The 14,182-nt window shown below is 27.7% G+C and carries 14 protein-coding genes and 2 pseudogenes; 6 read left to right on the top strand and 10 right to left on the bottom strand.

Annotation, left to right across the window (positions count from 1 at the left end; genetic code table 11):
* Position 1: 1 nt before the first annotated feature.
* The 3 genes from NGI68_RS16325 to NGI68_RS16315 all read right to left on the bottom strand — a co-directional run bounded on the left by NGI68_RS16325 (position 2) and on the right by NGI68_RS16315 (position 2,291).
* The gene (locus tag NGI68_RS16325; RefSeq protein ID WP_251862502.1) at positions 2-511 is read right to left on the bottom strand and encodes a DUF8052 family protein; all 510 of its coding nucleotides are present in this window, start codon (positions 509-511) and stop codon (positions 2-4) included.
* A 299-nt stretch (positions 512-810) separates the two neighbouring features.
* Positions 811-1,719 carry an alpha/beta hydrolase gene (locus NGI68_RS16320; RefSeq protein WP_251862501.1) on the bottom strand — a complete coding sequence of 303 codons (909 nt, stop codon included), beginning with the start codon at positions 1,717-1,719 and terminating at the stop codon, positions 811-813.
* A 359-nt stretch (positions 1,720-2,078) separates the two neighbouring features.
* Positions 2,079-2,291 carry a (2Fe-2S)-binding protein gene (locus NGI68_RS16315; protein ID WP_251862500.1) on the bottom strand — a complete coding sequence of 71 codons (213 nt, stop codon included), beginning with the start codon at positions 2,289-2,291 and terminating at the stop codon, positions 2,079-2,081.
* Positions 2,292-2,487: 196 nt separating this feature from the next.
* Between NGI68_RS16315 and NGI68_RS16310 the strand changes: the two are divergent.
* The 3 genes and pseudogenes from NGI68_RS16310 to NGI68_RS16300 form a co-directional block, all read left to right on the top strand.
* A pseudogene (locus NGI68_RS16310) lies at positions 2,488-2,790 on the top strand (GNAT family N-acetyltransferase); the annotation flags it as partial.
* 349 nt (positions 2,791-3,139) lie between these two features.
* A pseudogene (locus NGI68_RS16305) lies at positions 3,140-3,961 on the top strand (NlpC/P60 family protein); the annotation flags it as partial.
* Entirely contained in the window at positions 3,956-4,777 is an 822-nt protein-coding gene (locus NGI68_RS16300; RefSeq protein ID WP_251862513.1) for a peptidoglycan-binding domain-containing protein, read from the top strand. The pseudogene NGI68_RS16305 and the gene NGI68_RS16300, both read left to right, overlap by 6 nt.
* 746 nt (positions 4,778-5,523) lie before the next feature.
* Here NGI68_RS16300 and NGI68_RS16295 read toward each other — a convergent pair.
* From NGI68_RS16295 to NGI68_RS16285, 3 genes are all read right to left on the bottom strand, one after another.
* Positions 5,524-6,759 carry an aminopeptidase P family protein gene (locus NGI68_RS16295; protein WP_251862498.1) on the bottom strand — a complete coding sequence of 412 codons (1,236 nt, stop codon included), beginning with the start codon at positions 6,757-6,759 and terminating at the stop codon, positions 5,524-5,526.
* A gap of 217 nt (positions 6,760-6,976) precedes the next feature.
* Positions 6,977-7,921: an SPFH domain-containing protein gene (locus NGI68_RS16290; protein WP_251862497.1), complete on the bottom strand. Its 945-nt coding sequence runs from the start codon at positions 7,919-7,921 to the stop codon at positions 6,977-6,979.
* A gap of 2 nt (positions 7,922-7,923) precedes the next feature.
* Positions 7,924-8,361, bottom strand: coding sequence for an NfeD family protein (locus NGI68_RS16285; RefSeq protein ID WP_251862496.1), 438 nt, complete (start codon positions 8,359-8,361; stop codon positions 7,924-7,926).
* Between the two features lie 247 nt (positions 8,362-8,608).
* On the opposite strand from NGI68_RS16285, the gene NGI68_RS16280 reads away from it, so the two are divergent.
* A complete protein-coding gene (locus NGI68_RS16280) occupies positions 8,609-10,537 on the top strand; it encodes an NAD(+) synthase (protein WP_251862495.1) in 1,929 nt (642 codons plus the stop codon).
* A gap of 233 nt (positions 10,538-10,770) precedes the next feature.
* On the opposite strand, the gene NGI68_RS16275 is transcribed toward NGI68_RS16280, so the two are convergent.
* The 4 genes from NGI68_RS16275 to NGI68_RS16270 form a co-directional block, all read right to left on the bottom strand.
* On the bottom strand, positions 10,771-11,196 hold the full coding sequence (locus NGI68_RS16275) for a YaaR family protein (protein WP_251862494.1): 426 nt from the start codon (positions 11,194-11,196) through the stop codon (positions 10,771-10,773).
* Between the two features lie 279 nt (positions 11,197-11,475).
* Positions 11,476-11,646: an SH3 domain-containing protein gene (locus NGI68_RS17175; protein ID WP_353505417.1), complete on the bottom strand. Its 171-nt coding sequence runs from the start codon at positions 11,644-11,646 to the stop codon at positions 11,476-11,478.
* Positions 11,647-11,673: 27 nt separating this feature from the next.
* Positions 11,674-11,799 (bottom strand): hypothetical protein, encoded by a 126-nt coding sequence (locus NGI68_RS17000; protein WP_286010129.1) that lies wholly within the window; start codon positions 11,797-11,799, stop codon positions 11,674-11,676.
* Positions 11,800-12,264: 465 nt separating this feature from the next.
* Positions 12,265-12,855 carry a type II toxin-antitoxin system PemK/MazF family toxin gene (locus NGI68_RS16270; RefSeq protein WP_251862493.1) on the bottom strand — a complete coding sequence of 197 codons (591 nt, stop codon included), beginning with the start codon at positions 12,853-12,855 and terminating at the stop codon, positions 12,265-12,267.
* A gap of 173 nt (positions 12,856-13,028) precedes the next feature.
* On the opposite strand from NGI68_RS16270, the gene NGI68_RS16265 reads away from it, so the two are divergent.
* Both NGI68_RS16265 and NGI68_RS16260 read left to right on the top strand, forming a co-directional pair.
* Positions 13,029-13,565 (top strand): chromate transporter, encoded by a 537-nt coding sequence (locus NGI68_RS16265; RefSeq protein ID WP_251862492.1) that lies wholly within the window; start codon positions 13,029-13,031, stop codon positions 13,563-13,565.
* Positions 13,565-14,101: a chromate transporter gene (locus tag NGI68_RS16260; protein ID WP_251862491.1), complete on the top strand. Its 537-nt coding sequence runs from the start codon at positions 13,565-13,567 to the stop codon at positions 14,099-14,101. Before NGI68_RS16265 ends, NGI68_RS16260 begins: the two co-directional genes overlap by 1 nt.
* Positions 14,102-14,182: the final 81 nt, after the last annotated feature.

Raw genomic sequence — 14,182 nt, 5'->3', positions numbered from 1 at the left:
CCTAATTATTATTAAAGTGCTTTTCATACACTTTTTTAACAAATTTACCAGCTTTATTTGTTATAACCTCTTGATTCTTTAAATCTATTAAAATTAGTCTTATATCACACCATCCAAACCAATAAAATTTATAGGCTTTTGCAAATTTAAACTTTTTAACATATTTTTTTATATTATCTTCAACGGAATTTTCACTTATTAATATTCCTGTTAAATACGAACTCTTATGATCTTTATGAGGTGTTACACAAAGTTTTTCCCCTTCTATAAGCATATTTATGTGCTTTTGGAGTGTTTCTTCTGAAATGTTATCTAAGTGTTTTACAAAACAAAACTCATTGGTTTCAAAGCTATCTATAATATCGTTTTCTGTTAACATAGTTCGAACATTAACCAATTTACAATGAGCTAATATATCTAAATGATTTTCTAAAAAATAAGTATCTTTTTTTATTTTAAAATGGGTTTTATAGGAGTCTTCTAACTTGTTAATATACAAATTTCCATTCATCAATATTCCTCCTCCCAATTTAAGTAAATCATATCATTTTGATAAACATTAATCAAACTTCTTATAGCGCTGTTTATGTCGAAATTCCCCTATACAATTTTTAATTTTAAAAATTATCTGTATATTCCGATATTTTATATTGATTTTAATAATTATAGTACCTCAAAAAATAAAGTAGATTCAATTTTAATACTTGCAACATAAAAATAATATTAAAATTAAATCTTCTACTATAAGTTTATTCTTTTTAACTGTTGTATGGAAATTTTTAAATTATTTATACAATAATGCATTCTTAACTACAGACCTATCTTTTCTAAGAACTTATATATATGCTCTTTGTATTGTTTTTTATTTTTTATATATGATTCGGCATGATCTGCATTAGGAGCTATATACAAATCCTTTATACCTCTCTTTTTATTTATATACATATCTATACTCATTTCCTTTGGTATATATTCGTCCTCCATACCATGTATAAAAAGTATTGGTGTTTCTACATTTTCTATATTCTTTATAGGACATACCTGTGAGAAAAATAATCCTACTCTTAATTTACTTATAAGACTGGCTACAGGTATAAATGGAAAGCTTGGCAACTTATAATCTTCCTTTAATCTAAACTGCAATATACCTTTCATACTGGAATAAGGGCAATCTGCCACATAAAAAGCTATTCTTTTATCCATAGCTGAATTTTGAAGTATAGTCCCTGCACCCATAGATTCTCCATGAATTCCAACTATAGAATCATCACCATTTCTTTGAAACACCCAATCAGAAACAGCTTTTAGATCCTGTTTTTCATAGTATCCAAAAGTAGTATTTTCACCACCACTGTTTCCATGATTTCTATGATCATATATTACTCCATTAAACCCTTTATCCATAAATATTTTCATATATTTTACGGAATTATATAAATTACATTTTATCCCATGACATATTATTACAGTTTTATTCGAGCTTTTTCCTGGGAAATACATTCCCTTTAAATAATAACCAAAGGGAGATTTTATAGTAATTTCTTCTCTTTCTAATTTATTAAATTCTTCCTCTATAAATCCACCCTGCTCTATTTCTTTTTCATAAGTATGTTGTGGATTTCTGACTGTTGGATATATAACTATATTAGTTAATCTCCAAGATACCACAAAAATTGCAGCTAATATTAGTACTAAAAAAATCAATAATGCCAAATTCATATTGTCCTCCTACCATGTTTAATATGTCCACATTTTATTCCATATTGAACCAAAGGTCAACATATACTATCTTTTAAATTGTATATACTATTAATTATTAAATATATTTCATAGATAAAAAAACTATTACTCTTATTAGGGTCCCAACTTGTAATTTGAGATCATAATACCTATATCTAAAATATAACTTAGCTAGCATAATAGACTAACTTACATAAATTTAATTCTTACTATATTATAGAATAATAATAGCACTATCCTAAACTACTGAAATAAATAATTTATGATAGTGCCTATTATTAATTTTAAATTTTTATAGTACTTTCATCTTTATAAATCAAAATACTTTGTATTAGATATTATTTTGAATATTCTTCTAGTAATTTTTCTATAGTGTATGTGCATCTTGTCCCCTTGCAAGCCCCAGTACCTGCACCAGTGGCTTTTCTAACTTCTTCTACAGTTTTAGCTCCTGCTTTTATAGCATTTTTTATAGTTAATCTATTTATATTTCTACATATACACACTTTCTTTAATTTATCCATTATTTGTTCATTTGCATTATTATTCATTATTATCTTTTCTCCTTATAAGTTATTCATATATATTATTTACTAATAATTAATATTATAATCTATTTTTGTATTAGAATCTAGTAGTCAAAAATATACAAGCTTCGATGAGTGGCTGTCTAGTATAATTAATACTTCCAAAAAAGAAACTGTAAAAAAAGGTTAGGTACTATCTTCCACATATTTATCCGTAAGACTTCATGATAATAAAGTAATTGGTATGATAGATATACGTCATGAGATAAATGACTTTTTATATAACTTTGGTGGACACATTGGATATAGTGTAAGAAAATCCGAAAGAAGAAAAGGTTATGCAAAAGAAATACTCCGCCTAGCTTTAGAAAAATGTAGAGATATGAACATGAAAAAAGTCCTCATTACTTGCAATAAAGAAAATATTCCATCAGCAAAAACTATAATTCACAATGGTGGTATACTTGAAAATGAAATCTTAGAAGGAGGAAGGGTTACCCAAAGATATTGGATATATTTATGATCTTTTTATTAAATATATGTACCTCTAACTCATTAGTATCAACATGAAATGTAGTAAATTATGCAGAAAACATATATAGACATCAATACATCTTAAGAATAACAGAGTTATCATTCTTTTACTTTTCATGATTTATTCAATATATATCCTACATGTATAGAATTGCCAATGGATACATATAGAAAATACTTTTTTACAATATATGGTTATTTATTAAAAATATCATCAACCCTTGTTAGAATATAGTTGTCATATACAAATTTAAAATTATAATAAAAAGAGGAATTTAAGGAATTATGTAGAAATATTATATTTTATAAAACAATTATAAATAGGGAGAAAAATCAAAATGAAAAAAAGGACAACTATATTAAGTATTTTTTTAGCTGCTTTTATGATTTTAGCGTTAAATATAAATAATGCAAAAGCCGCAGCAACAGGACAAGACATAATAAACTATGCTAAACAATTTCAGGGAATTCCATATAAGTGGGGAGGCACAACCCCAAGTGGATTTGACTGTTCAGGGTTTGTTCAATATGTATATAGAAATGTAGCAGGTATAGAATTACCAAGAGATACATATGGTCAAATTGGAGTAGGTACTCCAGTATCACAGAGTCAATTACAACCAGGAGACTTAGTATTTCCTAGTACACATCATGTAGGTATATATATAGGTGGTGGAAAAATGATCCATTCCCCACAAACTGGTGATGTTTTAAAAATTTCTGATGTGTACGACTTTTATGCTGGAAGAAGAATACCTGGAATAGCTTCAAATAATTATACAAAAGATTTTATTGCATCAGTTCAAAGGGATCTAGCAAGATGCAGTGTTTACATTGGACCAGCAACAGGAATTATAGATGGAAAAACAAAAGATGCCATAAAAAACTTTAGAAGCACTATGGGATTACCAGTTAATGATACTTTAGATGCTTCAGTTGTGGATGCATTAAATCAGATTGTTCATAAACCTTCAGTATCAGTAAATACAAACCTTAAATATGCTACAAGGTTTTTACAATGGTGGATTGGCGGTCCTAAAAACGGTGTTTATGATAATAACATGAAAGAAAGAGTGCGTCAATGGCAAGTAAAAGCTGGTATATGGAGCGCTGCAGGTGCAGATGGTGTTATAAGAGAAAAAGATTGGGGTAAAATTCTAAGAGAAGTAGATCAAAGTGGCTATACAAAAGATTTTGTTGCATCAGTTCAAAGAGACTTAGCAAGATGTAGTTTTTATTCTGGACCAGCAACAGGAATTACAGATGGAAAAACAAAAGATGCTATAAAAAACTTTAAAAGTACTATGGGATTACCAGTTAATGATACTTTAGATGCTTCAGTTGTGGATGCATTAAATCAGATTGTTCATAAACCTTCAGTATCAGTAAATACAAATCTTAAATATGCTACAAGATTTTTACAATGGTGGATTGGCAGTCCTAAAAACGGTGTTTATGATAATGACATGAAAGAAAGAGTACGTCAATGGCAAATAAAAGCTGGTATATGGAGCGCTGCAGGTGCAGATGGTGTTATAAGAGAAAAAGATTGGGGTAAAATTCTAAGAGAAGTAGATCAAAGTGGCTATACAAAAGATTTTGTTGCATCAGTTCAAAGAGACTTAGCAAGATGTAGTTTTTATTCTGGACCAGCAACAGGAATTACAGATGGAAAAACAAAAGATGCTATAAAAAACTTTAAAAGTACTATGGGATTACCAGTTAATGATACTTTAGATGCTTCAGTTGTGGATGCATTAAATCAGATTGTTCATAAACCTTCAGTATCAGTAAATACAAATCTTAAATATGCTACAAGATTTTTACAATGGTGGATTGGCAGTCCTAAAAACGGTGTTTATGATAATGACATGAAAGAAAGAGTACGTCAATGGCAAATAAAAGCTGGTATATGGAGTGCTGCAGGTGCAGATGGTGTTATAAGAGAAAAAGATTGGAATAAAATATTAAAATAATACTACCCTTTATAAGAAAATTACCACATAACAAAAAATTAAAACAAGAAATACTTTTAGTCAATAGGTGGCTATAAAAATAGATAATACTAATATTTGTGCTCTAATATTTAAACTAACACCCTAACGCCACGTCCTGTGCCGACAGGGCTAAGTAAACGCCCTGTTTACTTCACGTTTAAATATTAGGACACAAATAAAGTATTCTATTTATTTTTTTAGATATCTATTTTCTTTAAAAGTATTTCTTGTTTTAATATCTTTAAAAGATGTTATATAAATTTTTAGTTTCATATAAAGATTTTAAATTGAAATATAAAATTTGTTTGCTAACACACATAAATATTTAGCATAAGAATCAATATAGTTAAAGTTTATGAATGATACACTTATTACACATGTTATGCATTTATTTTGTAACCAAAATTTTTTTAAAGTCATTTCTTTTAATCATAAAAATATAATTGTAGATTTTACGTAACAAAAATAGTAAAATCATCCTTTAGTACTTCCTCTTACATAGAAAATTACGTTTAAATAGTTTAATATCTTCCTTTAAGTTAAAAAATTGGTATATGTGGTGCAAAAGGCATTGGAAAAAGCTTTAGAATTTATTATTTATTATTTATATTTTGGACCATATATCTTAAAAAATCAAATTAGAACTTCTTAGCAAATTGACCTGCCTTTCAAGCCACATATCCCTTTTTTAATTTAAGATAGTAACCTTTTACGTCGTAATTTACTTATTTCATGAAGTTTTCTATTTCTTCTATACTTTTAATTATATCCTTACTTAAAACTTCACACCCATTCTCTGTTATTAAAAGATCATCCTCTATTCTTACGCCTATGCCCTCTTCTTCTATATAAAGACCTGGCTCATTAGTTATAACCATGCCTGGCTTTAATTCCAAATCATAGCTTCCTACATCATGAGTATCTAATCCTAAGTAATGACCGAAGCTGTGGAAATAGTATTTTCTTAATTCTTTTTCATCTTTTAATATACCTAATTTTTTACACCCTTCTGTCAATATTTTTTTAGTTATGTCTTCCATTTCCTTAAATGTTATTCCTGGCTTTGCATTTTCAATTATAGCTTTATTAGCTTTTAAAACCGCTTCATATACTTCCTTTTGTCTCTCTGTAAATTTCCCGTTAGCTGGGAAAGTTCTCGTTATATCACCGTTATAATATTTATATTGAGCTCCTAGATCACAAAGCATTAAAGATTTATCTTGTACTTTGCAATTGTTTTTACTATAATGCAAAACTGTTGCATTTTTTCCTGATGCAGCTATAGTTTTAAAAGCAAAATCTGTGACTCCATTTTTCTTTAATGAAAAATCAAAATATGCTTCAACCTCATACTCCATCATATTTGGCTTTATATTTTTCATCATGTTATATATGCCTTCTTTAGTTATATCTATAGCTTTTTTTATTAATTCTATTTCTTCTTTACTCTTTATTGCTCTTAAATGGCATATATCTTTATATATATTTTTTATTTTTACATAAGGGTATTTGTTTTTTAATTCACTTGCAAAGATTTGAGCAGGTGTAAAGTTTTCTTCCCACTCTCTCCTCTCTAAATCTAAGTACACTTTTTTAAATCCACTTCTATTTATAAGAGATGGAAAATCATCAAAAAACTTATCTATATATTCTATATTTTCTATACCACTAACTTTTTTAGCTCTGTCTTCACTAACGGTCTCTCCTACCCATCTTGCCATTACTGGATCAGGTCTTTGTATATATAAATGCTCATTTATTTTATCATTTTTCTTAGTGATAACTAATATTATCTTTTCTTCTTCTATGCCTGTTAAATAGTAAAAATTCCTATTGGGTGTAAAAGGATAGGTTTCATCTGCTGACTTATAAGGTGCTTTGCCTGCAAATATTATAATTATCCCCTCTTTTATGGTATTTCCTAGATTTTTTCTGTTTCTTTTAAAAAATTCTTTATCCACAAAAATCCCCCCTATTTGGTTTATTAAAATATATAAATAATCTTTAGTAATTTATGAAGATTTATTATAACCATAACAAATATGCCTTTTGAAACTTTATATCCTATCATAGCTAATATTAATACCCCTACCTATAATTTCAAGGTAGGGGTATTAATATCCTGTTCTTTTATGATAACTTTACAAAGTAATTATTATTTTTATATAATTATATGCTCTATTTAGCTTCTTTGTTTTTATTTAACAAATCACCAATTGCAGCAATGCTACCTAAAGAAGATAATGTTTCATTTGGTAATATTAATTTATTAGCCGGATTCTTAGCCATTTCTTTTAATGCATCTACTTGTTTTAAAGCAATAACAGTTTCATTTGTTCCAGATTCTATTATAGATGCGTTAACTTTTCTTATAGCTTCTGATTCTGCATTAGCTATTTGCTCTATGGCTCTAGCTTTACCTTCTGCCTCTAATAATTGAGATTCTCTAAGTCCTTCTGCTCTTCTTATATTAGCTTCCTTTTCTGCCTCTGATTGTAGTATTTTTGCTTGTTTTTCACCTTCTGCTCTTGCTATGTCAGATTGTTTTTGTCCCTCTGCTTGAAGTATAGCAGCTCTCTTATCTCTTTCCGCTCTCATTTGTTTTTCCATAGCTTCTTGTATTTCTCTTGGTGGATCTATGTTTTTGATTTCTACAGATAAAATTTTTATACCATAAGCATCTGTAACTTCATCTATTTGTTGAAGTAATTTTGAGTTTATTTTATCTCTACCTGATAGTACTTCATCTAAGGTCATATTACCTACTATATTTCTCATATTTGTTATAGTGGAATATACTATACCTGATTTATAATCTTCAATGTTGTAAACTGCATCCTTGCTGTTCATTATTCTATAGAATATAACATTATCTATAGAAATTTTTACGTTATCTTGTGTAATAACACTCTGTGGATCTATATCTATAATTTGTTGTTTTGTAGAAACTTTTTTTCTAACAAAATCAGCAAAAGGCACAATTACATGCCATCCTGGTTCTAAGGTTCTATGATATTTACCAAACCTTTCTACAATTGAAACATACCCCGTATTTACAACTTTTATGGATAGTAAAAAACTTATTAATATAATTACTAAAAGTATTATTAGTAGTATTCCCATGGTTATTCCTCCTCAACTTTTTTAATAAAAATTTTGTTACCTTCTACTGACATTATTTTTACCTTGTCTCCTTTTTTCACATAACTGCCAGTATTTATTACTCTCCAATATACACCTTGAAATTTTAGTACACCTTCATCTTTTACATCTTTATCTGCAGTAAAAGTTTCTCCAACATAATTTTTTTCAATAGCTAGTAAAGAATTTTGTTGTTTTTTAATAATCTTTTTTACTATTGGATAACCTATTATCATACATATAAGACTAATAATTACGAAGATAATAATCTGTATGGGCAAGGAACATCCTAATATTTGAGCCACAAGCGCACCTATGGAACCTAAAGTGAACCAAACAAATAAAAATGAACTAGTAGCAAGATCAATTGTCAAAGCAGCAGTTCCAATTATGACCCAGATCATAATGTTTAAATTCCACATATTTTCCCTCCATAATTTAATTATTACTATTATTATACCTCAAAATTTTAGAAATAATAGATATAAATAGTTATTAAATTTATAAAACTATATAATATATGATATAGTTTTATAATGAAATATCTTTTACATAATTTTTATTTATAATTTATATGAAATTTTAATTATTTACATTTAAAAAGTTTAATTAACTAGCCTTTATTTGATATAATCATAGGGTAATAATATTTAAAATGGAGGATTTTACATGAATAACTCAAAATATTACATAAGAGTATCTACTGCTTGTCCAATAACTAATGTAGCAGATATAGATTTCAATATAGAAAACATAAAAAAATGTGTAGATATGTGTATAGAACAAAAATCAAAATTAATAGTTTTTCCAGAGCTTTCTATAACCTCTTATACCTGTGGTGAACTTTTTTCACAAAGACTATTAATATCTAAAGCATTAGAGGGAGTTCATAGTATATGTAAATATTCTATGGATAAAGATGTTTTAATAGCTGTAGGAGCTCCTTTATTATACAGAAATAGCCTTTATAATTGTGCTGTTATAATATTTGCTGGAAAAATATTGGGCATTGTACCTAAGAGTTACCTACCTAATTATTCAGAGTTCTATGAAAAAAGATGGTTTACTGAAGGATATAAGATAAAAAGTGAGAACATTGATTTACCATTCCAAAAAAATATTCCTTTTGGTGTTAATCTTATATTTTCCAATAATATATTTAAATTTGCTTTTGAAATATGCGAGGATCTTTGGGTTACAATTCCACCTAGCAGTTATCTTGCATTAATGGGTGCTAATATTATAGGAAATCTCTCTGCATCTAATGAGATAGTTAGTAAATCAGATTATAGACGAAATTTAGTTGCGTCTCAAAGTGGTAGATGCTTAGCTTCTTATGTATATTCATCATCAGGTGTATATGAATCTTCCACAGATTTGGTATTTAGCGGTCATTTATTAATTGGAGAAAACGGCTCTATATTAAAAGAAAATGAAAGATTCCAAAGAGAAAATGAAGTTATTTCAAGTATTATAGATATAGATAAACTTAACAATGAAAGACTTAAGAATGTAAGTTTCACAGATAATTCAATAAATGCAAATATGGAATTTGAGGAGATTGAATTTAAATTTTCAATTAACGATATTGGTGAGTTTGATAGACCTGTATATAAATATCCTTTTGTTCCTTCTAATCAAGAAGAGCGAGAAATAAGATGTAAAGAAATATTTAATATACAAACATCAGCTTTAGCTAAAAGACTTACTCATACTAACATGAAAAAAGCAGTTATAGGTATCTCTGGAGGATTAGATTCTACTCTAGCCCTACTAGTTATAGCTAAAACCTTTGATAAATTAAATATTCCTAGAAAAAATATAATAACCGTTACAATGCCTGGTTTTGGAACTACAGACAGGACTTATAACAATGCAGTAAATTTATGTAATCACTTAAATACAACTTTAAAAGAAATAAATATAGTAGATGCAGCATTACAACATTTCAAAGATATAGGTCATAATAAAGATATACATGATGTAACTTACGAAAATGTTCAGGCAAGAGAAAGAACTCAGATACTTATGGATATGGCTAACAAAGAAGGCGGATTGGTTATAGGAACTGGTGACTTATCTGAATTAGCTTTGGGATGGTGCACATATAATGGAGATCACATGTCCATGTATAGCGTAAACTGTTCTATTCCTAAAACTTTAGTAAGATATTTAGTAAGATATGTGGCTGAAAATCAAGTGACTAAAGAAATATCTGAAATACTTATAGATATATTAGATACACCTGTAAGCCCTGAACTATTACCAAAGGATAAAGAAGGTAATATTGCTCAAAAAACTGAAGATATAGTAGGGCCTTATGAACTACATGATTTTTTCCTTTATTACTTTATCCGTCAAGGAGCTGAACCTGATAAAATAAAAGAATTAGCTAGAATAGCTTTTAAGGATTCCTATGACAGGGAAACTATAAATAAATGGTTCTCTTATTTTGTAAGAAGATTTTTTACTCAACAATTTAAGCGTTCTGCAATACCAGATGGACCAAAGGTAGGAACTATAAGTTTATCTCCTAGAGGAGATTGGAGAATGCCATCTGATGCAAGCTTTAACCTTTGGAAACAAAACAAGAACTAACCTATTAATAAATAAAGATAAAATAGTATAGGGAAAAGCCCATTTCATAATAAAGAATTTTTATGGTTTTGAATTATATGAGTGATAATTATTTATTTTATCTAAAAAATTTAAATATATATTAATGGAGGTCTACTAAGACTTCCATTAATATTGTTGCAATCTGAACAGTATTTTTTAATAAAGTCAATATAAAAAATAATAATATATTTATAGTATATACCTAACAATAATTACTTGTATATATCTACAATAAGTCCTGTTATATCATCTATAGTTCTAGCTATATCTAAATTTTCTTTTTCTGAACTTATAAGCATCTCTGTTAATTCTTCTAATTTTTCATCTACAGTTTCTACTGTAATAAAATATTGAGTTTGCCAAAAACTTATATCCTTTTTTACAGAATACATATACTCCAAAACAGATTTCAAATATTCTTTTATCATTCTTTTATATGCCCTAACATCAGCATAGCATTTTGTTATAGCTAATCTATTTCCTTTTTTCTTTATACTATCTAACATATTTTTTAATTCTTGCTCTGACTTTTTTTGGCGAGCAAAATTAAAATTTTGTGAAAATCCTCTTTTATTTTCTACTGATCTTTTATTTTCTGATTGTATAGGTGAATTTGAACCTACTCTTTTAATTTCCACTAAATCACCTCATTAGTTATTTGTATGATATATTTATTATAACTAAAATTCCTATAAAAATATAGCAGTAACATTAAAAATAAGCTCTCTGATTATGCAAAGAACTTATTTTTAATGTTGCTGGTATATATATATATTTATTTATTATAATGGTCTATTTATATTTTAATATAATGTTTTGGGTTTTAGTTTTAAAATAAAATTTCTTTTTTTATTTTAAATATCTTATACCATATTCTAATATAAATTTTACATTTCAAACTATTGTCTTATATTTAACTATTTTATAAAAGCTTTTGATACATATCCAAAGCTTTTATTGAATTTTATTTTGTACCAACCATTTTCTTCTCCTAATATAGTAACCCTAGTGCCCGCTTTTAAAGTTCCTACTCTTGTGAGTTTATATTTGAACCTTTTCTTATATTTAAAGCATTTCTTACATTTAATCCTGACGGTGCACTTACTGTTCCTACCTTATTGTTTGTGCTTACAGCTGACACTGATATTACTTGCGTGTACTACATTATTAACTTGAGTAGCTGCTGCTCCTGATAATATTGCTGCTGATAATACTATTGAAGCTATCTTCTGTCTATTCATATATATCTACCTCCTCAAATTCATCATCAAATGTATTTCATAGTTTAATAATACTAGTTTTTTTGAAGAACTCTGTTACAAAGAAGTTTAATTTATATTACAAAATGTTTAAAATTCGAACCAATATTTTCTATTTTTTCGAGAATTGTTTACTTATGATTTTAAAAGGCACTATAAATAATAGGAATGCCTTGACAATTAGTAAAAATATCTTAATAATAAATAAAAAAAGCAAAAAAGACTGATTTAGAATCAGTCCTATGATATGTTATATAATCTCTCGACCTATGCCGAGTATGTTATTCAATTTTAAGAAAGGATATATGAGATATAATCTCCTAACCTCTGCTAGGTATGTTTCGCTTTAACACAATTGTTATTATAGCATTAACCGAAAAATTATACAACATTAATTTATAAAAATTTAATATTTTTTTATAAATTTCTTTATATTTTTTATTTTTACTACAAATCCAGCGAAATTTTTATCTTGGAATCCAAAAGTTCCATAAATTTGTCTGATAAAGTAGCTACATGTCTTCCTAATCTAGCTTTTGACACTATTCGTATCTGTTCTGCTAAAACTGTTCCTGTTATTTCCATTTTTTCACCTTTAACTAATTCAAAATCTCCATTTCTTATGGAAATATGTACAGCTATTTTCTTTGGTCTATTAGAAATAGGTACTACTATGGTTGTAGGTGCATTTTGGTTTCCTGTGTCATTTTGTATAATAATAACTGGTCTAATCTTATTCTCTTCCGATCCTATATTCTGACCTAGTTCACAAGTCCAAACTTCACCTCGTTTAGGAACTATCCTAATCCTATTCTTGACATTATTATTCATTTCTATACCATCATTTACCCATTCCACATATTTATATAATTTACTTAATGCGTATGCTTTCTCTTTTAAAGTTTTGGCGCTTTTCTTTTTATCTATTCTATTGTTAACCCTATTTATGTATTCATCTAATAAGTTATGTATTTGATTTTCTGTATCTTTTATGTATTTGGCTAATTCTTGGCTATTCATATCGTTCAAGTTCTTCATTGCTCTTTCCCCCTATAACAATTATATAATACCAAAATTTGAAAGAGAAATAAAATTTATAAATAATCTATTTATCTATCATTTACCTACTTTATTTATATTATTCTATTAGAAAATATAGTATTCATAGGTTATAATTAATTTGTCTTTTATTTTTTTATGAGGTGATATTAATGCTTAAGTATTTAAAAATGTTTTGGACCTTCTTTAAAATAGGTGCATTTACTTTTGGTGGAGGCTATGCAATGATTCCACTTATAGAGGAAGAAGTTGTAAATAAAAACTCTTGGATATCTAAAGAGGAGTTTTTAGATATATTAGTAGTATCACAATCCTTCCCCGGTGCTTTATCAGTAAATTGTTCTACATTCATAGGTTATAGACTAGGAAATTTACCTGGAGCACTGCTTGCGCTTCTAGGAACTATACTGCCTTCCTTCTTTATAATTTTATGTATTGTAACTTTTTTTATGCAATTTAGAAATAATTATTATGTAGACTTAGTGTTTAAAGGAATAAATGGTGCAGTTCCTGTACTTGTACTTGTAGCTGTAATAAGTCTTTCTAAATCTATTAAAAAAAATTATATTAATTATACCATAATTGCCTTAACTGTGGTACTTCTAAAATTTCTTAAAATTCATCCTGTTTTAATAGTACTTATCTCTGGTATATACGGTTACACTTTTTTTAGAAAGAAGGTGGAATAATGAGCAAACTGCTAAAATTATTTTTTTCTTTCTTTAAAATAGGTATGTTTAGTTTTGGAGGTGGCTATGCCATGCTCCCACTTATAGAGAGGGAGATTGTAAACAACAAGCATTGGTTGAGTTATAAATCGTTTATAGACATTATAGGGATATCTCAAATGACTCCTGGACCTATAGCTATAAATTCTGCTACCTTTGTAGGATACACTGTAGCTGGAGTAAAAGGAAGCATAATGGCTACCTTAGGGGTTGTGACCTTTTCCTTTATTTTAGTTACTCTAGCAACCCATTTTATTATTAAATTTAAAGAATCAAAAATTTTAAAATCAGCTTTGATGGGAATGAGGCCAGTTCTTATAGGCCTTATAATATATGCTTTTTTAAACCTAGCATCTGAATCCTATGTGGACTTAAAAAGTGTAATAATAGGAACAATCACCTTTATGCTATTGCTTTCAAAAAAAATACACCCTATTGTAATCATTGTAATAGCAGGACTTTTAGGAATAGTGTTTTATGGAATTATTCCCTTTTAAAATCTTTTAATAAATGTTGTGGAAGTTAGAATAATATGCTATAATTTGAAATGTCATGAAGACAAAGGGGAGTAGCAAAAG

It is taken from the genome of Clostridium sp. Marseille-Q2269 (assembly GCF_943736985.1).
Classification (GTDB): domain Bacteria; phylum Bacillota; class Clostridia; order Clostridiales; family Clostridiaceae; genus Clostridium_F.
This window is presented reverse-complemented; position numbering and strand designations above follow the sequence as displayed.

Excerpts from the sequence above, each read along its gene's own strand:
- NGI68_RS16325 (WP_251862502.1), bottom strand. The coding sequence starts at position 511 with ATGAATGGAAATTTGTATATTAACAAGTTAGAAGACTCCTATAAAACC.
- NGI68_RS16320 (WP_251862501.1), bottom strand. The coding sequence starts at position 1,719 with ATGAATTTGGCATTATTGATTTTTTTAGTACTAATATTAGCTGCAATT.
- NGI68_RS16315 (WP_251862500.1), bottom strand. The coding sequence starts at position 2,291 with ATGAATAATAATGCAAATGAACAAATAATGGATAAATTAAAGAAAGTG.
- NGI68_RS16290 (WP_251862497.1), bottom strand. The coding sequence starts at position 7,921 with ATGGGAATACTACTAATAATACTTTTAGTAATTATATTAATAAGTTTT.
- NGI68_RS16285 (WP_251862496.1), bottom strand. The coding sequence starts at position 8,361 with ATGTGGAATTTAAACATTATGATCTGGGTCATAATTGGAACTGCTGCT.
- NGI68_RS16280 (WP_251862495.1), top strand. The coding sequence starts at position 8,609 with ATGAATAACTCAAAATATTACATAAGAGTATCTACTGCTTGTCCAATA.
- NGI68_RS17000 (WP_286010129.1), bottom strand. The coding sequence starts at position 11,799 with ATGAATAGACAGAAGATAGCTTCAATAGTATTATCAGCAGCAATATTA.
- NGI68_RS16270 (WP_251862493.1), bottom strand. The coding sequence starts at position 12,855 with ATGAAGAACTTGAACGATATGAATAGCCAAGAATTAGCCAAATACATA.
- NGI68_RS16265 (WP_251862492.1), top strand. The coding sequence starts at position 13,029 with ATGCTTAAGTATTTAAAAATGTTTTGGACCTTCTTTAAAATAGGTGCA.
- NGI68_RS16260 (WP_251862491.1), top strand. The coding sequence starts at position 13,565 with ATGAGCAAACTGCTAAAATTATTTTTTTCTTTCTTTAAAATAGGTATG.